Raw genomic sequence first — 21,595 nt, 5'->3', positions numbered from 1 at the left:
GTAGTCCAACCGACGGATGTGGGCATGTCGGAGGAGGTGCTTGTTTGCCGCCGGAGATGAACTGGCCGCAGACAGCCGATGGTGAACGATTGGTTCATCTGTTTAGCGTTCCGGCGCATTGGTTCTGGTTGGACGAGACATCGGATCGCTGGGTGTCAGTTTTTATTCCCTATACAGCACGCGAAGTCTCGCACTATCGGCGCTTGCGAGCGAAAGATAGTCATTCAGATGCCGTTGTGCTGGCGTATATTCGTGCGAGTGCAGAACGTGAAGAGAGCGGCGGCCGGGCATTAGAGCGAGGTCGCATGGAAAGATCCGTTGTGCAAGAAGCTGACGATGACGAAAATCTCGCTTCTAAAATCGATGGTATCGACGCATGGCTGCAGTCACGGATTGCTATTGATGGATTTAAGCGCCGTCTCTCCATCTATGGCGGGGATTTAGACCAGGCCGTTCCTTCCACGCCGGGTATTCTTTCAGACGGGATGGGTTATCTCTTTCTACCCGAGAAAGTCACTGAGTCGGGATCTTGTGGCGGCGGTCGCTTTTTTCTGCAATTGGGTTGACGCCTGGAAAACGCGAACGCATAAAGGCGTCGAAGGCCAAGTACTTGCGCGGGGTACTTGGCCGTGCTGCGCACGTTCATTAGCAATGGCGAAGTCTTGAGCGGACTGCCGTCCGAAGCATTGAGCTAACTGATGGCTGATGGAACGCGTGACAGGAACACATGCCGTCGACGTGTTCCAGAACGGTGCAGCCTGCGACCTCTCACACATCCCGCGTACCCACGGGCTCCTCAGTTTTAAATCCTGCTGGTCAAAATTCACCAAAGAAAGGAAACGTTTCCACCACGCCATCCCCAGAAACGCTGCATCACCGCTTCCGCTCGACACGAGCGCTCAAACTCCGCACGCCCCTAAGCCATACGCGTCATCAAGCTCGACGCCCCACTAAAGCTTTCACCCAACCTGCCGATATGCAGATACGGTATTCCAGCGTCCAGCTAATTCCGTATGCCATTTGAAGGCAACGCTGTCTGGCGCGCCGATCGAGGGGCGGGCCGTGTCGTCCACACGCTTGCCGCGCCACGGCGGTTCAATTCGAACTCGAAAGCGAGCATGACGTGGGACGAATCAAGTTTGCCTGCCTGCTGTCCGGTTTGATCTGCACGACGTTTCTGGGCGCCTGCCATCAGCGCGACGCAGCGTCCGTCGCCACGTCGACGCCGCCGCGCACGAGCATCACGGCACTCGTCTGGGCGCCGGACTGGCCCGAAGAAATGCTGCGCATCGCCTCCGACTTCAGCCAGCAGAACCCGGACGTGCACGTCGACGTTCAGTTCATGGTCGGCAATTCGGTCGAGGAGAACATCAAGCCGCGCGTCGCGGCCGGCACCTTGCCCGATCTCGTGAGCGTCAATCCGAACGCCTATGCGGGCGAACTGGCCGATCAGGGCATTCTCGCCGACGTCAGCCAGACAGCCGCGTGGAAGCGCATGCTCGAACCGCTCAAGCGCGACTGGACGAGCCATCGCGGCAAAGGCTTCGGCATTTCCGGCGGCGTCGCGACCACGATGATCTATTACAACCGCGATATGTTCGCCAAAGCGGGCATTACCGCGCCGCCCGCGAATTTCGACGAATTTCTTCAGGACTGTGCGAAACTCAAACGCGCGGGCCTCACGCCCATCGTCTGGAATGGCGGGTTTCCAAACATGCTGGGCAATGGGCCGTTCAGTTCGGGCTTCGCTAATAACGTCGTGGCGCACGAGCCGGCGTGGCGCAGCAAGATGGCCGACGGTTCGCTCGATCTGAACACGCCCGAAGTCGCCGATATCTTCGCGAAGATGGCGCTGATTCCCGCGCTGGGCTACGCGCAGCCGGGCTATATGTCGACGGGTTACGACGACGGCATGCGGCTGTTCAAACAGGGCAAGGTCGCGATGGCGTTTCAGGGCAGCTGGGCCGCGGGGCCGATGTTGCACGGCAATGCGTTTCCGGTGGGCCTGTTTGTTCCGCCCTGGAACGCACGCGGCAAGGCTGTCGTGCCGGTGCTCGGCAGCGAAACGGGTTTCGCTGTTTGCGAAACGCGCAACAAGGCGGCCGCCATGCGATTCCTCGAGTTCATCGCGGGAAAGGGCTTCCCGGTTTTGCAGGCGAAGCGTCACAACATTTCGCCGTTTCAGCACGGCGCGGGTACGGCCGTGAGCGATGCGGTCGTCGTCGATTACACGAATGCGGTGAGCCGCTATGCTGTCACGGCCAGCCCGTACTATTCGACGTTGCCGTCGAATACGATCGAATTGCTGCATGAACTGATGCAGGATGTGCTGCTCAAGAAAATGACGCCCGGTCAGGCCGCTCAGCGGCTGGATGCATCGGTCAAGAACGAAGCGAAGATGCACTACAAATGAACGCCATCCCCGTTTCGCTACGACGCGCTTTCGACTATCTCTCTCAGGACCTGTTGCGCCGTGTCGAGATTCGTTATCGGCTGATTGCGGCATTCATTCTGCTGTCGCTGCTGCCCATTTTCGTGTCGGGCTGCATTTCCTATGTGAAGTCGGTCGCGGCCATCAAGGAAAACGCCGAGATCTTTTCGAAGGAAGTGGTGAAGCAGGTTTCGCGCAATATTCAGCTTCGCATGCAGCAGATCGAGACCGAAAGCAATCTGCTGGTGCTCTCGGATCGCGTGCAGGGCGCGCTGGCGCGTGCCGCGAGCGGCAGCCTCAAGGAGCAGAGCGAAGCGCGCCAGGATATGACGCGGCTTTTGTTAGACCATTACGGTTCGGTCGATTACATCAATCAAAAGTATCTGCTCGACCGCAATAACCAGGTGCTCGACACACAGGCATTCGCGCAACTCACGCAGGGCGTGACGAATCTCGTCGGGCAGGCGCAGGGTATTAACGAACGAACGTACTGGGGCAGTTACGACAACGGCGTCGGCCAGCAGAATCTGGGCATGGTGCGGGTCATTTTCGACAAGACCAATAATCAGAAGATCGGCAATCTGGTGCTGATCGTGCGGCCCGATTACTTCTCGACGATCTTCAACGATGTCGCCACGGGCAGCGGCACCGAGATCGACATTTTCGACGCCAGCGACAACAAGATCATCCTGCGTGCCGATAACGCCTCCGTGGCTGCGGGCACGACCGCCGACGCCGGCCTCGCCGACACCATCGCGCACAGTGCGCAATCGGGCGAGGCAAACAGCGTCGTGATGCTGGCGACGAAGCAGGGCGGCCGCTATCTGGCGGCATTCTCGAAGATTCCCGGCACGACGTGGTACGTGGTGAGCACGATCGCGGAGAAGAAACTGACCGTCGAGGCGCAGACCGTGCGCAATCAGATCGTGCTCGTCGGCATTTCGGGTTTCCTGTTGTCGATCTTTCTGGCGTATTTCATTTCTCACAGTATTTCCGCGCCGCTGCGCCAACTCGTGCGCAAGATGCACGACACGGGCGACGACGCGGGCGCGAATCTCGACGACGCGCATCACGCGGGCGACGAAGCCAGCGGTCAGGACGAACTCGGCAGATTGGCGCTGCGTTTCGAGCGCATGCGCGATGCGATTCAGCAGAAGATTCAAAAGATCAACGAAATCAACGCATCGCTCGAACAAACGGTGGTCGAGCGCACGGCGGAACTCGTCACGCGCGAACGCGAATCGCGCACGCTGATCGAGAATTCGCCCGATACGATCACGCGCTACGACCGCGAGACGCGGCGCATTTACGCCAATCCCGCGTTTTGCGCGTCGGCGGGTTGCACGCTGGCCGATTCGCTCGGCAAGCGGCCTTCGGAATTGCCGGGCGGTCCGAACGCGCTGGTCTATGAAAAGAAAATCGCTGAAGTCCTTGTGAGCGGAAAGAGCACGCAATTCGAATTGCGCTGGGTCGGCAAGGACGGCGAGGAGCAATGCACGCATATTCGCATCACGCCGGAAATCGATCGTTCCGGCGTGGTGAATTCCGTGCTGGCCGTGGGCCGCGATCTGTCCGACCGGATGGCGTTCGAGGCCACGATCTGGAAGCAGGCGAATTTCGACGCGCTAACCGGTTTGCCCAATCGTCAAATGTTTCTCGATCGTCTCGATCGCGAAGCGATGCAATCGCGCCATACCGGCCAGCGCATTGCGCTGATGCTGATCGATCTCGACCGTTTCAAGGAAGTGAACGATTCGCTCGGTCACGACACGGGCGACGTGCTGCTGATCGAAGCGGGCAAGCGCATCGGCGACTGCGTGCGCGATATCGACACGGTGGCGCGTCTGGGCGGCGACGAATTCACCGTCATTCTGCCGAATCTCGACGACCCCGAAAGCATCGAGCGTATTGCAAAAGCCATCATCGGCCAGCTTGCCGAGCCTTTTAAACTGGGCGCGGACGAAGCCTTTATTTCCGCGAGCATCGGCATCACGTTTTATCCCGACGACGCGCGCGAACTCGACGTGCTGTTCAAGAACGCCGATCAGGCGATGTACGCCGCGAAAAGCGCGGGCCGCAATCGCTTCAGTTATTTCACGCCCGACATGCAGGTGGAAGCTGAAAAGCGCTTGCGGCTCACCAACGATTTGCGTGTCGCGCTGCCCGGCAATCAGTTTCAGGTGTTTTATCAGCCGATTGTCGATCTCGCGACGGGGAAGGTCTGCAAGGCGGAAGCGCTGCTGCGCTGGCTGCATCCCGAACGCGGCATGATCAGTCCGCTCGATTTCATTCCGTTGGCGGAAGATACCGGCCTGATCGTGCCGATTGGCGACTGGGTCTTCAGGCAGGCGGTGCAGCAGGTTCGCCAATGGCGCGATCAATATCAGTCGTGTTTTCAGATCGGCGTGAATATGTCGCCGGTTCAGGTGCGCCAGGACAGCCTCGTGTGTTCGCGCTGGTCCGAATATCTCGCGCTCGAAGGCATGCCGGGGCAGAGCGTCGTGGTGGAAATCACGGAAGGTTTGCTGCTGCAAGCCGAATCGAAAATCGACGAGAAGCTCATGAGTTTCCGGCGCGCGGGCATCGGTATTTCGATCGACGACTTCGGTACTGGTTATTCGTCGCTCGCGTATTTGCAGCGTTTCGATATCGATTACCTGAAAATCGATCGCTCGTTCGTCAAGGATCTCAGCGTCAACGAAGATAACCAGGCGCTCTGCGAAGCGATGGTCGTGCTCGCGCACAAACTCGGGCTGCATGTCATTGCGGAAGGCGTGGAAACGGCCGAGCAGCGCGATTTTCTCAAGGCCGTGGGCTGCGATTTCGCGCAAGGTTTCTACTATTCCGCGCCGGTGCCGCCCGAGCAATTCGAAGCGCTGGTCTGGCCGTTGATCGAGGAAGGCGTGGAGCCCATGCGAAACTGATCGCGAACATGCCGTATTCGTGTTAAAGGTGCGCGGTGCGGCGGTCGTTATCCAGGTGTCGAATTCAGACCCGCTGCCGCGCCTCCTTTCGCAAGCCGTTTGTAAAAAGAATGAATAAGTTGATTACTTCCCGGCGTCCGACGCGCCTGCATCGCTGGATTGCCGTGGGCATGGCGCTGTGCATCGGACTGCTGGTTGCGGCGATTCTGCCGCGTGCCGCCACGCCTTTGTCCGCGTGTCTGCCTTTCGTGCCGGTTTTTTGCACGGCGGTCGTCGTGACCGAATCGATTACCGCGCTGCTGATGTGGGTGCGTTACCGCATGGGCAAGTCGCCGCTCGATGCGGCCTTGTCGGCGGCTTATGCGTTCAGCAGCCTGACCTGCGCGGTGCAATTGCTGATTTTCCCGGGCGTGTTCTCGCCCACCGGCCTGCTCGGCGCGGGCAGGCAGACGGCGGTCTGGATCTGGGTGCTCTGGCACGGCGGCTTTCCCTCGCTCATCCTCATCGGTTTCGCGTTGCGCCGGTTCGCGGGCAAAAAAGCGGCGCTGCGCCTCGGGCCGGCGCGCTGGATGGTGTGGCTCGCGCTCGGCGGCAGCGCGCTCGGCTGCCTGATCGCGGTGCGCGCGAGCGACTGGCTGCCCGTGCTGATCCGCGACGGTTCGTATGCCGCGCTTCAGCACAGCCCCGTCACGGTGTTCGTCGTGTTCGTGAGCGTGACGGCGCTCGTCGCGCAACTCATCTCGGGCCGTTTGCGCACGGTGCTCGATATCTGGTTGACGATTGCGCTGCTCGCCTTTTTCGCCGATGTGGTGCTCACGCTCGCCGGTTCCGCGCGCTTTACGCTCGGCTGGTATGGCGCGCGCCTGGCGTCGATGATCGCCTCGTCGGCGTTGCTGGCGGCGCTGCTGGTCGAGATCGCGATGCTCTATTCGCGGCTCGCGAAGCTGAACGAAGACCTCGAAGAAAAGGCCAATCGCGACGCCTTGACGGGCCTCTACAATCGCGGCTGGTTCGACGCCGCGTACGCGCGCGAGCATCTTTCGGCGCGCCATCGCGCGAGCCCGTTGTCGGTGCTGATGGTCGACGTCGATCACTTCAAGCAATACAACGACGCCTACGGGCACGGCGCGGGCGACGTCTGCCTGCGTCTGATCGCCGATGCGCTGCAATCCTGCTTGCGTCGTCAGGACGATGCCGTATGCCGCTACGGCGGCGAGGAATTCGTCGTGCTGTTGCCTGGTTGCGCGCGCGATGGAGCCATCGCGATTGGCGAGGCGATGCGCGTGGCAGTGCGCAGTCTCGACATTCGCGCGCGCACTCAGGCGAAGCGCGTGACGGTGTCGATTGGCGCGTTCACGAGCGATTTCGGCGACGAGTTCGCCGTCGACCCGCTTAGGGCTGCCGACGAAAATCTCTATCGCGCGAAAGCCGCGGGCCGCGACAAGGTCATGGCGAACGCGCTGCCTGCCATCGTGCCGCTCGCCTCGTCGGTGGCGAGCATGCCGGGCTGATCGGGCATCGCGCGATCACGGCACAATCACCGCAGCGCGGCGCGCAAATCGCGCACGCCGCGCCCGAGACGCTGACGCAATAAGGTGCGCAGCGTCGCCCCATCTTCGTATCCCACTTCGGCGGCAATCGCGTCGATGTCGAGTCCGCTGCCGTGCAGCAGCGATTGCGCGCGTTCGACGCGCAGATCCTGAAAGTACGCCAGCGGCGATTTCCCCAGCACCTCCTGACAACGCCGTTGCAGCGAACGCGGGCTCGTGGCCAGCGCGCCCGCGGCTTCCTGCAATGAGAAGCCGTGCTTGAGGTGCGTGCGCGACCATTGCTCGAAACGCTGGATCAGCGGGTCGGCCTGCGCCAGATGATTCGGGATGATGTACGGCGCCTGCGAGCTGCGAATATCGGCCAGCAGATAACGCGAGACCACCGTCGCGAGTTCGGGGCTCTGCTTGCGGACCAGCCAGAGCGCGAGATCGAGATGCCCCATCGCCGCGCCCGCCGTCGCGCCCGCGTCGGTCGCCACGAGCATGCGCGATTCGTCGAGCCGCACGCGCGGATAACGCTGCCGGAATAACGGCGCGAGCGACCACGTGGTGGTGGCTTCGCGATCGTCGAGCAGCCCCGCTTCGGCCAGCACGAAGGTGCCGATGCACGACGCCGCCACGAACACGCCTTGCGCGCGCCACGCGCGCAATTGCGCCTGGGCGTCGCGCACGTCCGCGCGCGCGAGTGCGGGCAGCAAGGTCTCGGGCGTGACGGCCGCGAGCGCGGGCACGACCACCCAGTCGGGTTTCAGATCGGCGGTGACGGGCTGCACGGGAATCGTGAAGCCGTGGCCCGAACGCACGCGCTTGCGCACGCCCACCACGCTCACTTCGAAATGCGGCGCGCCGCCCGTCACGCGCGCGCCGAGATTGTTGGCGGCGCGCAGCGTGTCGAGCACCACGGCGAGTCCGGTATCGAAAAGCCCGTCGAGGGCGAGCACGGCGATGCGCATGGCGTAAATGACCCTAAAGTTGTCATTTGCGACGATACTGCTTTTCCGGCCCGAGCGCTACAGTGATCTCCGTTGCACGTCGCAACGACGCTCGAATACAGGAGATTTCCCATGAAGGTTTTCGCAGTCGGATCGATCATCAAGCCGCTCACCGATGAACAGCAGCAGCGCATCATGCCGAAGGAAGTGCCGCACACGCTCCAGCTTTATCTCGACGGCAAGATCGACCAGTTCTGGTTTCGTCACGACACGCCCGGCGTGATCTTCCTGATGAACGCCGCGACCGTGGAAGAAGCGAAGGCGGTGCTCGACACGCTGCCGCTGGTCGAAAACGGCTTGATGTCGTTCGATCTCACGCCGGTGGGTCCGCTCGCGCCGCTCGGCCGTCTGATTCCGAAATAAGGCTGACGATGTGCGCCTGAAGCGGGCGCAAAATAATCATCAGTATTCCGAATGATTGAAGTGAAATTCGCGCGCGTTCGAGTCTATCGAACGCGCGTAGTTTTTCTACGTAAATCATGTAGTTTTTCTCCATATTGCGTGTGTCCGTTCCCTCATTTCGGACAACGTATCCGCAATTACCCTAGGGCTATTTCTCGACCGCCAGAACTCTGCTATAAATGCGCTCCCAAGCTGATTACGTTTTAGCACGGTGAAAAATCGCAGGCGCGGATAACGCGCCGAAAGCCGTCGAAAGGAGTGCCATGGCGCGCGTCGTAGTGGTGGGCAGTATCAACATGGACATGGTCGTCGCGACCGACACGTTTCCCCGTCTGGGCGAGACGCTGTTCGGCACGCGTTTCTCGACCCATCCGGGTGGCAAGGGCGCAAACCAGGCCGTGGCCGCGGCGCGTCTGGGCGCCGACGTGACGATGATCGGTTGCGTGGGCGACGACGCCTTCGGCAACGAAATGAAGGCGACGCTCACGCGCGCCGGCGTGGACATCCGCCACGTGAGCACGGGTCGCGAGGCCACCGGCATCGCCTCGATCACGGTTTCGGGCGGCGACAACGCGATCATCGTCGTGGCGGGTGCAAACGATGAACTGACGCCCGCGCATATCGACGCGGCGAGCGACGCTTTCGCGCAAGCCGACGTCGTGCTCGCCCAGCTCGAAGTGCCGATGGCGACCGTGCTGCACGCGGCGCGCCGCGCGAAGGAACACGGCAAGCCGTTCTTCCTGAATCCCGCGCCCGCCGTGGCGCTCAGCGACGAACTCATCGAACTCGCCACGCTGCTCACGCCGAACGAACACGAACTCGCGACCGCGCTGCAACAGCCCGAAGCCGACTGGGCGCGCACGCTCGCGACCCGTCCGGGCCGCATCGCGATGACGCACGGCAAGGACGGCGCGTACTTCACGCAGGCCGACGGCACGCTCGCGCATCAGCCGGGCTTCACGGTCGAGGCCGTGGACAGCACCGGCGCGGGCGACACCTTCAACGGCGCGCTGGCGGCCTTCTGGCATCTGGGCATGAGCGAAGCCGTGCGCCGCGCGAACGCGGCGGGCGCGCTCTCGGTCACGCGCGCGGGCGCGCAGGGCGGCATGCCCACGCTCGCCGAACTCGAAGCATTTCTGAATCAGCAGGCGTAATACGCAGTGAAAAAACACGGACATCTGAATCGCGACATCGCGCGCGTGCTGGCCGGCATGGGCCATACCGACAGCCTCGTGATCGCCGATTGCGGTCTGCCGATTCCTGAAGGCGTCGAATGCATCGACCTGTCGATGTCGCTCGGCGTGCCGGGTTTCTTCGATGTGCTCGACAGCGTGCTCGCCGACTTCAAGGCCGAGCGCGCGGTGTTCGCGAGCGAAGCGCAGACGCATAACGCCGCCGTGGTCGCGCGCGAACGCGAGCTGGCCGGCGCGCAGGTCGCCATCGAGGAAGTGCCGCACGAGGAATTCAAGCGCCGCTGCCGCGAGGCGAAAGCGGTGATCCGCACCGGCGAATGCAGTCCTTACGCGAATGTGATCCTGCATTCGGGCGTGATCTTCTAGGAGGTCGATGATGCAAGTGAAGATGCAGGGAATCGGCAAGGCGTTCGGCCCCGTGCGGGTGCTCGAAGGCGTCGATTTCCACATCGAGGCGGGTGAGATTCACGCGCTGATGGGCGAGAACGGCGCCGGTAAATCCACGCTCATGAAGATCCTGAGCGGCGTGTATCAGGCCGACGCGGGCGCCGTGCTGATCGACGGTAAAGCCGTACAGATCCGCAGCACCGTGGACGCCGAACGCGCGGGCATCGCCATCATCCACCAGGAGCTGAATCTGATTCCGCAGCTCACGGTGATGGAGAACCTGTTTCTCGGCCGCGAGCCGAGCCGCTTCGGCATGGTCGATACGGCCGCAATGCGCAAAGCGGCGCGCACGTGGCTCGACATGGTGGGCGCGCAGCGCATCGATCCGCAAACCGAAGCCGGTCTGCTGTCGATCGGGCAGCAGCAGCTCGTGGAAATCGCCAAGGCGCTCTCGCTGAACGCGCAAGTGCTGATCATGGACGAGCCCACGGCCGCGCTCACGAACCGCGAAATCGACACGCTGTTCGAGATCATGCAGCAGCTGAAGGCGCGCGGCGTGGCGATCGTCTACGTCTCGCATCGCATGGAAGAAATCTTCCGCATCTGCGACAAGATCAGCGTGCTGCGCGACGGCCACTTCGTGGGCGAGCGCGCGATTCCCGAGACGAACTTCGACGAGATCGTGCGCCTGATGGTGGGCCGCGAAATCGGCGAGCGTTTTCCGAAGCGCAATCACACGCCCGGTGCGGTGCGCATGCAGGTCGAGAATCTCGCCGACGACGGCCATATCGAAGGCGTGAGCTTCGAGGTCCGCGCGGGCGAAGTGCTCGGCATCGCGGGGCTGATGGGCGCGGGCCGCAGCGAGATTCTGCGCACGCTGTTCGGCGCGAACCGCAAGCGCGCGGGCACGGTGAAGCTCGACGGCAAGCCGCTCGACGTGCGCGACGCATCGAGCGCGATTGCGGCGGGCATCGGCTTCGTCACCGAAGACCGCAAGCGGCAAGGTCTCGTGCTCGGCATGTCGGTGCGCGAGAACGCCACGCTCGTGCATCTGGATCGCTACGCGAAGCTCGGCTTCGTCAACGACAAGGCCGAACGCGGCGCGGTCGACGGCCTCATCAAGCAACTGCGCGTGCGCACGCGCGACGCGGAACTCGACGTGAAGTCGCTCTCCGGCGGCAACCAGCAGAAGGTGGTGTTCGCCAAGTGGCTCGCGAAGCCGCCCAAGGTGCTGCTGCTCGACGAACCCACGCGCGGCGTGGACGTGGGCGGCAAGGCCGAGATCTACACGATCGTCAACCAGCTCGCGGAGCAAGGTGTGGCGATCGTGATGGTGTCGTCCGAACTGCCCGAGGTGCTGGCGATGAGCGACCGCATTCTCGTGATGCATCAGGGCCGCCAGGCCGGCATTTTCGAGGCGGCGGGCGCCACCCAGGAACAGATCATGACGGCCGCTGCAGGCGGCCATGCGGCGCAGCACGACGCGCCGCAAGCAGCGGCCTGAGCTCAGGCCGCGCACTTTAACACTGCATTCAAGGCACATTCGCGAGACTCGACATGGCGCAACTGACGATGACCCCCAGCAGCAGGGCGACGCTGCAAAAGCTCGGACCTTTTATCGCGCTGCTGATCATAGCGGTCGCGCTCTCCATCGTGAGCCGCGACTTCCTCACGGTCGACAACCTGCTCAACGTGATGCGGCAGGCGTCGATCAACGCGCTGATCGCGTTCGGCATGACGCTCGTGATTCTGCTCGGCGGCATCGATCTCTCCGCGGGCTCGGTGCTCGCGCTGTCATCGGTGATCATCGCGACGCTGCTCAGCTCGGGCACCAACGCGCTGGTCGCGACCGTCGCGGGTCTCGCGGCGGGCGGCCTGATGGGCCTCGCCAACGGCATCGTCATCAGCAAGGGCAAGGTCGCGCCGTTCATCGCCACGCTCGGTTCGATGACGGTGCTGCGCGGTCTCGCGCTGGTGGTCTCGAACGGCAGCCCGATCAGCAGCTTCAACAGCGACTTCTTCTCGCTGCTCGGCGGCGGCTATGTCGCGCGCCTGATTCCGATTCCCGTCGTGCTGATGCTCGTGATGTTCGGCGTGTTCTGGGTCGTGCTGCGCAAGACCGTGTTCGGCCGCCATGTCTACGCGACGGGCGGCAACGCGGAATCGGCCAAGCTCTCGGGCGTGAAGGTCGATCGCATTCAACTGTGGGTGTACACGATCTCGGGCGTGATGTCGGCGCTTGCGGGCGTGGTGCTCACGTCGCGGCTGAATTCGGCGCAGCCGACGGCGGGTACGGGCTACGAGCTGGACGCCATCGCCGCCGTCGTGCTGGGCGGCACGAGCCTCACGGGCGGACGCGGCTGGATCTTCGGCACGCTGGTGGGCGCGCTGCTGATCGGCGTGCTGAACAACGGCCTGAATCTGCTCGACGTGTCGTCGTTCTATCAGCAGGTCATCAAGGGCGGCGTGATCCTGCTCGCCGTGCTGATCGACCGCGGCAACAAGAAGTCGTAAGCCAACAGTTTGAGTCTGGTAGCAATCCTGAATAACTGATTCACCATCGATGCAACTCCACACATAAATACGAGGAGGATGACTATGCAGCAATCGAACTACACCCTGAAATCGCCGACGTTCTCGAAACTGTTTGCGGCGCTCGTCGCCGGTTCGCTCGCGCTGGGCCTCGCGGCCTGCTCGAAGGAAGGTCCGGGCTCGTCGGACGCGGGCGCGAGCGGCGCCTCGGCAGCGGCGCCCGCTTCGGGCGGCGCGGTCACGATCGGCCTGTCGATCTCGACGCTGAACAATCCGTTCTTCGTCTCGCTCAAGAAGGGCGCGGAAGACGAAGCGAAGAAAGACGGCGTGAACCTGATTACCGTCGATGCGCAGAACGACCCGGCCAAGCAGCAGGCCAGCGTCGAAGATCTGATCGAGAAGAAGGTCAACGTCATCCTGATCAACCCAACCGATTCGTCGGCGGTGGCGAACGTGGTGAAGGAAGCGACCAGCAAGGGCATCAAGGTGATCTCGCTCGACCGCAGCGTGAACGGCGCCGAAGTCAGCTCGCATATCGCTTCGGACAACAAGGCGGGCGGCAAGATGGCGGCCGACTTCCTCGCGGAGAAGCTGGGCGGCAAGGGCAACATCGTCGAGCTGCAAGGCATTCCGGGTTCCTCGGCGGCCAACGAGCGCGGCGCGGGCTTCGACGATGAAATCGCTGCCAAGGGCGGCGTGAAGATCGCCACGAAGCAGCCGGCCGACTTCGACCGCGCCAAGGGTCTCTCGGTGATGGAGAACATCATCCAGAGCAACAAGGACATCCAGGGCGTGTTCGCGCAGAACGACGAAATGGCGCTGGGCGCGGTCAAGGCGCTGCAGGCTGCGGGCCTCAAGGACGTGGCGGTGGTGGGCTTCGACGCGACCGACGACGCGATCGCCGCCGTGAAGGCCGGCCAGATGGCCGCGACCGTGCAGCAGCAGCCGGAACTGATCGGCCAGTACGGCGTGCAGACCGCGAAGAAGCTCGTCGACGGCCAGCCGGTCGACAAGTTTATTCCGGTGCCGCTGAATCTCTACAAGCAGTAATCTTCCGTAGTACCATCGTGCGCGTGGACCCGCGCACGATGCGCTTCATGCGCCCCGACACGATCGGGGCGCACCTCTCACGCCGTCCCCTCGCGCGCGAGCCGCGCCGGTTCTTTCGCTGCACGCCGTTGGCCTCATGATGTTTGCCGCAAGCCGTTGCTCGCAGTTGCCGCACGCAGTTGCCGAACGAGTTGCCGAACGAGTTGCCTCATGACGTTGCCGCAGACGTTGCAAAGCGCGCCGCCGTATCGAATCCACCCACAATCCAGCAGGAAGCCCGCGTGTCCCAGTTCGAGCGTCTGACCATCGACGACATCGCCCGCCTTGCGGAAGTCTCGCGCACCACGGCCAGCATGGTGCTGAACGGCAACGCCGAGCGTTACCGCATTTCGGCGGCCACGGTCGAGCGCGTGCTCCAGGTGGCGCGGGATCACCATTTCACGCCGTCGCAGTCGGCGCGCGCGCTGCGTTCGCGGCGCAGCAACACGCTCGGTCTCGTGATCCCCGATCTCACCAACTCCGCGCACGCCGCGCTCGCGCAGGCGCTCGAATCGCAGTGCCGCGAGCAGTATCGCTATCAGCTCGTGATCGTGACGAGCGACGAAGACCCCGTGCGCGAGACCGAAGGCATCGCGCATCTGGTTTCGCATCAGGTGGATGGCGTGGTGGTGGTGCCGTGCACGGCCGACGCGCCGCGCTACGAGCAATGGGTCAAGCGTCTGCCGCTGGTGTTCGCCGACCGCCGCGTGGAAACCAGCGCGATTCCTTACGTGGTGACCGACGCGGCTGAAACCGTGGCGACCCTGGTGGGCGAGGCGCTCGCGAAGGGCGCGCGCGAAGTGGTGTATTTCGGCGGCCAGCCCGAGCTTTCCGCGAGCCGCGACCGTCTGGCTGGCTACCGGCACGCGCTCGCGACGCAAGGCGTGGCCGAACAGGACGACTGGGTGTTCCAGCGCGACTATCAGCGCGAGTCCGGCTATGCGCTGATGAAAGCGTGGTTCGAGACGCACGGGCGGTATCCCGAGGCGCTGTTCGCGGGCTCGATTACGCTGCTCGAGGGCGTGCTGGAGTTTATTAACGAAGCGCACCGGCTGGCGCAGGCGCCTGGCCGCCTGATGACCTTCGACGATCATCAGTTGCTCGATTGCCTGCCGCTGCAGATCGACGCCATCGTGCAGGACAGCGGGCAGCTCGCCGAGCACAGCCTGCGCTGCGTGTTTGCGCTGCTCGAAGGCAAGGCGGCCCCCGAGTCGCTGCGCGTGCCCGCGCAGATTCACTATCGGCAGCGGCGCGCGGCGAACGCCTGAGTTTCTGCGTGAATTCGGCGTGAACCCCGGGCGCGAAGCCCGGCGTGATACTTACAGTGCGCGCAGACCTTCGAGGTCGTCGATACGGATGAACTTGCCCTGCGTTTCGATCAGGCCGCGCTTCTGGAAGCGCGACAGAATGCGGCTCACCGTTTCGAGCGTGATGCCGAGATAGCTGCCCATATCTTCGCGCGACATGCGCAGATGGAACTCGGCGTGCGAGTAGCCGCGCTGCGCGTTGCGATCGGACACGTCGAGCAGGAAGGCAGCCACGCGTTCTTCGGCGGACAGCGAACCGAGTACCATCATCTGCGAGGCTTCACGGTTGAACTGGTCGCCCATCAGGCGGTTCATGCGGTCCTGCATGGCGCCGATTTCGCGGCACAGCGTCTTGAGCGCGTCGTAGGGAATGATGCAGATGGAGCTGTCTTCGAGCGCGACCGCGCTGAAGGCGTGCACGTCGCTGGCGATGCCGTCGAGGCCGAGCGCTTCGCCCGCGAGACGCAGACCGGTGATCTGCTCGCGGCCGTCGCGATGCACGATGGTCGTCTTGAGCGAACCGGAGCGAACGGCGTAGAGACTGTCGAAGCGTTCGCCCGAACGGTAGAGCGCCTCGCCGCGGCGCACGCGGCGCGCGCTGCAAATGAGCGCTTCGAGCTTGGGCAGATCGTCCGATGCGACGCCTTGCGGCACGCAGAGGTGGCGCATCGCGCATCCCGAGCAGCGCGCGGATGCCGAGACGGCCGGGGCCGTGGGCGTACGTCCGATACGACGTACAACGATGTCGGATACCGCGGCGGGTGACAGCATCGGATGACTCCTTGGTTCGTTTCGAGCATTGTCACACCGGGGGACGGATGGCCCGTGGCGGCAAAATGACGCGCATTCGCCACATCGGCGTTTGCGGCTTATCAGCGTGGGTTTTTTGAGACGTTGTCCCAAATACCTGAGTGCGTTTGTCCGGCATTTTTGCTGCCGTTACGCCGGTTTGTGCACCTGTATGGGGGCATTCGGGCTTCGCGCGCCAGCCGCCTGTCTCCATCCGCCACGCTGGCGGAATCCGCCGATTGATCTTCATAAAGAAGTGGCCCATATTGAAGCGGCCCTTTTGGCGATGGCTTGCGATGGCTTGCGCTTGTTTCCGCACGTTTGCGCTCCTTGCGAATCCTTGCTGCTGATTGCCGATCGCCGATTGCCGTTCAATCGATTAGCACTTCGCATGTTCAACGAACCTGGTCGAAGCGACACCGCCGCGCAGCACTGTGTGAACTGCGCCGCCACATTCGATGCACCGTTGATTTTCTGCCCTCGCTGCGGCGCGAATCAACTGGCTGCGCCTGCTCCGGCGACGCGCGATCGCAGGACGCAAACGTTGTCGTCGGCGTCGATGCGGGCGATTGGGCCGATCGTGCCGCTGCCCGAGCAAGCGGCCGCGCCGTCGTTCGAGACATCGCCCACGCAGTTGTCACCGCAGTTGTCTCCGCAGTTGTCACCCCAGTTGTCCCCGCCGTTACCCACGCAGTTGCCCGCCGCGCTCGCACGCGCGCCGCAAGCCGACGGCCGTTTCCGCACGTTTGAATACGAATCGTGCGACGAAGCCGACCTGACGCGCCGTTCGCGTTTGCCGCGTCTGGCGTGCGGGAGTCTGGCGGCGCTCGCCGTGGCGGTGGGCGCGTATCTGATCGGGCATCGCGGTGAGGAAGGCGGGCCGGCGTCGGCGGCCCAGGTCGCCGAGGGTGCTGTGAGCGGGCACGAGCCGTCACGCGTTGCGCCCGCCGTGCGGCCTGTCACCGTGCCGCCCGTGGCGGCGGCGCCGCAAGCCGCGCTGCACGCGCATCGCGGCGCGAACGTCGCCGCGCCCACGCCCGCGCCGCGCACCACGGTCGCCTCGCTCGCGCCGCGCGCGAACAACGTTCAGCCGATCGCCGCGAATCCGAAGTCCGCAGTCCCGGCGCGCGCGGTGTCGCCGAAACCGGCACCCGCCGCGCGCCCGCCCGCCGCGCGCAGCGACGTCACCGCGAATCTCGCCAGCGCACGCGCGAATCTCGACAAGAACCGTCTCGCGGCGGCGCACGCGTCGCTCGCCAGCGCGCTCGCCGCGCAACCGGGCAACGCCGACGCCCAGCGCATGCGCGCCGACCTCTCGTCACGCGAGCAGGACCGCGACGCCTGGCTCGCGTCCGCGCACCGCTGCGGACGCGAAGGCCAGTGGGGCTGCGTGCGTCACGACGCGGCACGCGCGCTGGCCGTCGATGCATCGAGCCGCGAAGCCAAATGGTGGATCGCGCGTGCCTCGCTCGAACATGGCTCGGGCACGCGCTACGCGGGCAAGTCATCGAGTGGCGATGAGCAGGACGCCGCCGTGCTGTCGCGCGAACTGCCGGTATGGAGCCACCATTGACCGGCGCGGCCGGTCATCCGCTCAACCGAGCTTGCCGAGCATTGCGCTGAACGCGTCCTTGTCGAACGCGCGCAGCGTTTGCGTGCGGATATTGCCCGCCGAGCCGAGCGCGAGGCCGAACGCCATGAAGCCCGCTTCGTCTTCGGCCTCGACGATCGTGACCAGATCGTATTGACCGAGCGTCCAGTAAATCTGCTTCATTTCGCACTTGAACGTGCGGGCCAGTTCCGCGGCGTGGCCGGCGCGTTTCGCGCTGTCCTTGATCGTGCGGATGCCCTGATCGGTGAATTGCGCAAGCACCACATAAGTCTGCATGACGATTCTCCTGAGGATTGCCAGGCGATGGCCGCCTGGCGATAACGGCACGGGCACTACGTGTTGGCTGCGGGTGCGATGTTCTGATTGCGGTTGAACAGGTTGTGCGGGTCGTAGCGCGTCTTCACGGCGATCAGCCGGTCCATGTTCGGACCATAGGCGGCGGTCACGCGCGCGCGTTCGTCGTCGGTGAGGAAATTCACGTAGACGCTGCCGAGCGCATAAGGCGCCGAGGCGTCGAAAAAGTCGCGCGCCCAGCCGATGCAGCGGGCGTCGTCGCCGGGCTCGCTCCAGCGGCCATGCACGTTCATCACATAGAGCGCATCGCGATTCGGATACGCGGTGGCGTCGGGCGCGACGCGCGTGGTCGCGCCGCCGATCTGCCCGAAGAAAATTTCGCACTCCGGCGAAGGCAGATTGCCGATCGCGGCGGTGAGCGTATCGATGAGACCGTCCGGCAATTGCGCGAGATTGTGCGACTTCCAGTAATTGCGCGCGCCCGGCGTGAGCAGCGGATCGAAGGCTTGCTGCCACGCCGCGTAGGGCATCGGCCCGAGATGCTCGCCGCACGGCGTGCCGAATTGCCGGACCGGTTCGACGGCCGCCGCCGCGCGTTCGGGCGGTCCCGAATAGCAGATCGCGAACACGATCACGGGCTTGCCGTGCACGTCGGCGGGCAGGAAGGGCAGCGGCGGGGCGAAGCGCAGCACGCTCCAGACGGTGAGATCATCGGGCATCGACGCGGAGGCTTCGCGATAGCGTTGCAGCGCTTCCTTCGCGGCGGCGATGGGCAGCACCACGAGTCCGCCATAGACTTCGGGGCCCACGGCGTGCAGCGCGAATTCGAACATCGTCACCACGCCGAAATTGCCGCCGCCGCCGCGAATCGCCCAGAACAGGTCGGGGTGGCTGTCGGCGCTCGCGCGCAGCAGATTGCCGTCGGCGGTCACCACGTCGGCGGCCACGAGATTGTCGACCGTCATGCCGAAGCGCCGGCTCAGCCAGCCAAAGCCGCCGCCCAGCGTGAGCCCGGCCACGCCCGTGGTGGAGTTGATGCCGAGCGGCGTCGCGAGGCCGAAGGCCTGCGCTTCGTGGTCGAAGTCGCCGAGCGTTGCGCCCGGCTCGACATAGGCGCGGCGCGTGGCGGGTTCGACGCGCACCGACTTCATCGACGACAGGTCGATCACGAGGCCGCCGTCGCACATCGCGCTGCCCGCGATGTTGTGCGCCCCGCCGCGCACGGCGAGCGCGAGGCCGTTGTCGCGCGCGAACGACACGGCCTGGCGCACGTCGGCGCAGCCCCGGCAACGCACGATCAAGGCGGGACGCCGGTCGATCATGGCGTTCCAGAGCTGGCGGGCTTCGTTGTAGCCCGTGTCGTCCGGTTGCAGCACCTGACCGCGCAGCGCGCGTTTGAATGTTTCGATGGAATCGCTCGACAGGCTGGACATCGCACACCTCTCATTCGGCAGTTCGCGAATCCGCATGGCGCGCCGGGCGCGGCGAACCCATGCGAGGGCCGGCGCGCGGCGATGAATGCGGAAGGGGTCGTACGCGAGACGCAGTGTGCGTCCCGTAGGGAAAGCCGGAAATGCCGTGCTTTCGGGAAGGCAGCAGGCGCATGAAGGAGGCGAGGCCGCGCAACCCGGCCGATGTGCGTTTGTGAACGTGGCCGGGCTGAATTCAGATTGCCGGACACGTTTCCTGAATGATTAGATAACCTGACTAATTATTTCGGGTGTCCGTTTGAAAACGCGCGTTGCGGTTGTTTTAAAGTGCGCGCGCAGCGTCGTCTCCTGCTTATTTTAGCAAGTGAAATGCGGGGGTCCTATAATTTTGTCGCATGCTTTACGCGTTGTGCGGGCATGCATCGGACTGAAGTTAATTGATTAACGAGGAGTCTTGTCATGACTCGCAAATACATCGATTGCAGGGAGTTTCCCAGCGAAATGAACTGCTCCGTGGCCATCTCGGCGGATTCCGATCAGGAACTGCTCGAAGCGGCCGTGCAACACGCGGTCAGCGTCCATCATCACACCGATTCGCCGGAGTTGCGTACGCAAATCGCGGGTCTGTTCCATGAAGGCTCGCCACCCGTTGCGTCGCCGCGCCCGGCGTGAGCGCAGCGAATCGAAACAACCGGATCGTCTCAATCATCCGAACAAACGCACCCAGACCGTGCGGATGCGGCGCGCGCGGTCTTCGAACAGATACGACGCCGCGAGCGCGAACAATCCCGCCATCGCGCCCGTGACGAGGTGCTCCAGAAAATGAATGCGGTAGTGGCTCGTGTGCGAATACGCGTCGCCTATCGCGGTCAGGCAGCCGACCAGCAAGGCGTTGCCATATCGATTCGCGTAGAGTCTCGCCGCCGGCGTGAAGGTCAGCAGCAGCGCCAGCCCGCCGGTGAGCAGACCGGTCTTGAAGGCGATCGCCCAGTGCGCGAGGCTCATGATGTTGCCCCAGCTTCCCGGCATGCAGGTCATGCACGCGCTGGTCGGCTGCCAGAAACGCTGGACGAACAAGGTGATGCGGCGTTGCCACGACACTTTCATGGCGCGCTCTCCGGGCGAGGCCGCGACATGCGGCTCATTCGCATGGTACACCGCGCGCGCAAGGCGTCCGGTGCGGGGAAACGCTATTTGGAGAGTCGGAATATCAACGCGCGATTAAACGGTCGTGGCGTCAGTGCCGTGCGTTTTGCGCGTCGCCGCGTTGCAATTCGATGAAACGCGCGGCGAAAAGCGCGTAAAGAAATTGTCGAAGTCGCGTTGCTCGGCTCATGCTGGTTTCCGTCGATGATTCGGAGGGATGGGAATTGATGCGGTGCTACACGCAACAGCCATGCCAATCAGCAGCGAGCATGTAAAGCGCGGATAAGCCAATCGAAAGCGCATCAATCCCGTCATCGCGTGGAAAGCGCCGCCCTGAAAATGTGCCGCACGCGAATCGGCGCCATGCCGATCACCATGTTGGGGCAAACCGATGCCGCTTCGCGGTGCAACGCACAGCGCGTCGCTTGCGTTCCCAACCCGCGCGAAACCCCGTGATTCAAGGCGCTTCATGCAATTCGCCGCGCATTGGCACGGATCTCGCTACATCAGCCTGCGAGAGGTGCGAAGCAATTTGCATCATCTTAGGATCGCTAGGGTTCCGGTCGGCGCGCAGCTTCAGTTGTGTGGCCGATGCCTGGTCCGAGAGCAATCCGGTCTCGTCTCCCACCTTGCATGCAAGGCGGCGATGAGGCTCCACGGAGGGATAAAAGCCCGGGAGGTTGCGATGTCGTTCGGTCGCCCTCTCACGCTTATTCCCTTCGCCACCCGGAGCCTCCATGCCGTCCAGCCTCCTCACTGAACTCGACGATTTCAACGACCTCGCGCCGGTCGCCGCGCCGCTTTGGGAAGCCGTGATTCCCGCGGGCACGCACTGGTCTGGCATCCTGCGGCGCGGCCTCGCGCTGCGCATCGTCGATCTCGAAGGCGGCGCGAATCTCGCCGCCGTGTTTCATCGCCAGGAAGATCCGCTCGAACGCTACAACATGGCCGACACGCTGAAGGCGCAGCACACGGCTCACCTCACGCGCGGCCACGCGCTGCATACCGACATGGGCCGCGTGATCGCGTCGATCACGGGCGACACGCTCGGCTGGCACGATCCGCTCGGCGGGGTCGGCGACGCGGCGCTGTTCGCGCGCAAGTACGGCGAGCGGCGCTATCAGGCGCATCGCAACGACATGATCCGCAATGGCCGCGACAGCCTCGTGCTCGAACTCGCGAAGTACGGTCTGGGACCGCGCGATCTCGCGGCGAACGTGAACTTCTTCAGCAAGGTCGCCGTGGGCGACGACGGCGCGCTCAGCTACGTGAGCGGCCATTCGCGCGCGGGTGCTTCGCTCGATCTGCGCTTCGACATGAACACGCTGGCGGCGTTTTCCACCGCGCCGCATCCGCTCGATCCGCAGCGCGAGTACGCGCCGAAGCCGGTGAAGCTGATCGCGTGGCGCGCGTATCCCGCCGATGCCGCCGCGCCCGCCGACGATTTGTGCCGCAACGCGTGCGCCGAAAACGGCCGCGCCTTCACCAACACCGACCGCCTGTTCGCCTGAGGAGCC

20 protein-coding genes and 1 riboswitch are annotated in these 21,595 nt (G+C 63.8%); of the genes, 14 read left to right on the top strand and 6 right to left on the bottom strand.

Annotated elements, in window-relative coordinates; genetic code table 11:
• Positions 1-56 precede the first annotated feature (56 nt).
• The 4 genes from U4Y88_RS12920 (at position 57) to U4Y88_RS12905 (ending at position 6,866) form a co-directional block, all read left to right on the top strand.
• Complete coding sequence (locus U4Y88_RS12920) at positions 57-566, top strand: hypothetical protein (RefSeq protein ID WP_321784336.1); 510 nt, start codon at positions 57-59, stop codon at positions 564-566.
• Positions 567-1,123: 557 nt separating this feature from the next.
• A complete protein-coding gene (locus tag U4Y88_RS12915) occupies positions 1,124-2,413 on the top strand; it encodes an ABC transporter substrate-binding protein (RefSeq protein ID WP_321784334.1) in 1,290 nt (429 codons plus the stop codon).
• Positions 2,410-5,355 carry an EAL domain-containing protein gene (locus U4Y88_RS12910; protein WP_321784331.1) on the top strand — a complete coding sequence of 982 codons (2,946 nt, stop codon included), beginning with the start codon at positions 2,410-2,412 and terminating at the stop codon, positions 5,353-5,355. The genes U4Y88_RS12915 and U4Y88_RS12910 overlap by 4 nt, the downstream gene beginning before the upstream one ends.
• Before the next feature lie 110 nt (positions 5,356-5,465).
• Positions 5,466-6,866, top strand: a complete 1,401-nt coding sequence (locus U4Y88_RS12905; protein ID WP_321784329.1) for a sensor domain-containing diguanylate cyclase — start codon at positions 5,466-5,468, stop codon at positions 6,864-6,866.
• Positions 6,867-6,892: 26 nt separating this feature from the next.
• On the opposite strand, the gene U4Y88_RS12900 is transcribed toward U4Y88_RS12905, so the two are convergent.
• Positions 6,893-7,858, bottom strand: coding sequence for a GlxA family transcriptional regulator (locus U4Y88_RS12900; protein WP_321784326.1), 966 nt, complete (start codon positions 7,856-7,858; stop codon positions 6,893-6,895).
• 111 nt (positions 7,859-7,969) lie between these two features.
• Between U4Y88_RS12900 and U4Y88_RS12895 the strand changes: the two genes are divergently transcribed.
• The 7 genes from U4Y88_RS12895 (at position 7,970) to U4Y88_RS12865 (ending at position 14,768) form a co-directional block, all read left to right on the top strand.
• Positions 7,970-8,260 (top strand): hypothetical protein, encoded by a 291-nt coding sequence (locus tag U4Y88_RS12895; protein ID WP_321784324.1) that lies wholly within the window; start codon positions 7,970-7,972, stop codon positions 8,258-8,260.
• Between the two features lie 302 nt (positions 8,261-8,562).
• On the top strand, positions 8,563-9,453 hold the full coding sequence (gene rbsK, locus U4Y88_RS12890; RefSeq protein ID WP_321784322.1) for a ribokinase: 891 nt from the start codon (positions 8,563-8,565) through the stop codon (positions 9,451-9,453).
• Positions 9,454-9,459: 6 nt separating this feature from the next.
• Positions 9,460-9,858 carry a D-ribose pyranase gene (gene rbsD / locus U4Y88_RS12885; RefSeq protein ID WP_224010515.1) on the top strand — a complete coding sequence of 133 codons (399 nt, stop codon included), beginning with the start codon at positions 9,460-9,462 and terminating at the stop codon, positions 9,856-9,858.
• Positions 9,859-9,865: 7 nt separating this feature from the next.
• Complete coding sequence (locus U4Y88_RS12880) at positions 9,866-11,383, top strand: sugar ABC transporter ATP-binding protein (protein WP_321784320.1); 1,518 nt, start codon at positions 9,866-9,868, stop codon at positions 11,381-11,383.
• 53 nt (positions 11,384-11,436) lie between these two features.
• Complete coding sequence (locus tag U4Y88_RS12875) at positions 11,437-12,393, top strand: ABC transporter permease (RefSeq protein WP_224010513.1); 957 nt, start codon at positions 11,437-11,439, stop codon at positions 12,391-12,393.
• Between the two features lie 84 nt (positions 12,394-12,477).
• Positions 12,478-13,461, top strand: coding sequence for a ribose ABC transporter substrate-binding protein RbsB (gene rbsB, locus U4Y88_RS12870; protein WP_224010511.1), 984 nt, complete (start codon positions 12,478-12,480; stop codon positions 13,459-13,461).
• A gap of 281 nt (positions 13,462-13,742) precedes the next feature.
• Positions 13,743-14,768 carry a substrate-binding domain-containing protein gene (locus U4Y88_RS12865; RefSeq protein WP_224010510.1) on the top strand — a complete coding sequence of 342 codons (1,026 nt, stop codon included), beginning with the start codon at positions 13,743-13,745 and terminating at the stop codon, positions 14,766-14,768.
• Between the two features lie 51 nt (positions 14,769-14,819).
• Here U4Y88_RS12865 and U4Y88_RS12860 read toward each other — a convergent pair whose 3' ends face one another.
• Together U4Y88_RS12860 and U4Y88_RS12855 are read right to left on the bottom strand one after the other, a co-directional pair.
• The gene (locus tag U4Y88_RS12860; RefSeq protein ID WP_224010649.1) at positions 14,820-15,476 is read right to left on the bottom strand and encodes a helix-turn-helix domain-containing protein; all 657 of its coding nucleotides are present in this window, start codon (positions 15,474-15,476) and stop codon (positions 14,820-14,822) included.
• 133 nt (positions 15,477-15,609) lie between these two features.
• Positions 15,610-15,915: a hypothetical protein gene (locus U4Y88_RS12855; protein WP_321784319.1), complete on the bottom strand. Its 306-nt coding sequence runs from the start codon at positions 15,913-15,915 to the stop codon at positions 15,610-15,612.
• Positions 15,916-16,140: 225 nt separating this feature from the next.
• Between U4Y88_RS12855 and U4Y88_RS12850 the strand changes: the two genes are divergently transcribed.
• Positions 16,141-17,169 (top strand): hypothetical protein, encoded by a 1,029-nt coding sequence (locus U4Y88_RS12850; RefSeq protein WP_321784317.1) that lies wholly within the window; start codon positions 16,141-16,143, stop codon positions 17,167-17,169.
• Between the two features lie 21 nt (positions 17,170-17,190).
• On the opposite strand, the gene U4Y88_RS12845 is transcribed toward U4Y88_RS12850, so the two are convergent.
• A complete protein-coding gene (locus U4Y88_RS12845) occupies positions 17,191-17,484 on the bottom strand; it encodes a GYD domain-containing protein (protein ID WP_224013573.1) in 294 nt (97 codons plus the stop codon).
• A 56-nt stretch (positions 17,485-17,540) separates the two neighbouring features.
• Complete coding sequence (locus U4Y88_RS12840) at positions 17,541-18,935, bottom strand: FAD-binding oxidoreductase (RefSeq protein WP_321784315.1); 1,395 nt, start codon at positions 18,933-18,935, stop codon at positions 17,541-17,543.
• A 456-nt stretch (positions 18,936-19,391) separates the two neighbouring features.
• Here U4Y88_RS12840 and U4Y88_RS12835 point away from each other — a divergent pair, with 456 nt between their 5' ends.
• Complete coding sequence (locus tag U4Y88_RS12835) at positions 19,392-19,604, top strand: DUF1059 domain-containing protein (protein WP_224013571.1); 213 nt, start codon at positions 19,392-19,394, stop codon at positions 19,602-19,604.
• A 33-nt stretch (positions 19,605-19,637) separates the two neighbouring features.
• On the opposite strand, the gene U4Y88_RS12830 is transcribed toward U4Y88_RS12835, so the two are convergent.
• Positions 19,638-20,039 (bottom strand): hypothetical protein, encoded by a 402-nt coding sequence (locus tag U4Y88_RS12830; protein ID WP_224013570.1) that lies wholly within the window; start codon positions 20,037-20,039, stop codon positions 19,638-19,640.
• Between the two features lie 579 nt (positions 20,040-20,618).
• Positions 20,619-20,759, top strand: a riboswitch (guanidine-I (ykkC/yxkD leader).
• A gap of 56 nt (positions 20,760-20,815) precedes the next feature.
• Between U4Y88_RS12830 and U4Y88_RS12825 the strand changes: the two genes are divergently transcribed.
• On the top strand, positions 20,816-21,589 hold the full coding sequence (locus U4Y88_RS12825) for an urea amidolyase associated protein UAAP1 (RefSeq protein WP_321784313.1): 774 nt from the start codon (positions 20,816-20,818) through the stop codon (positions 21,587-21,589).
• Positions 21,590-21,595 lie beyond the last annotated feature (6 nt).

This window comes from Paraburkholderia sp. J94, assembly GCF_905220285.1.
In the GTDB taxonomy this organism is placed as follows: domain Bacteria; phylum Pseudomonadota; class Gammaproteobacteria; order Burkholderiales; family Burkholderiaceae; genus Paraburkholderia; species Paraburkholderia tropica_A.
The sequence above is the reverse complement of the archived record's forward strand: the minus strand, read 5'-3'. Positions and strand labels throughout refer to the sequence as shown.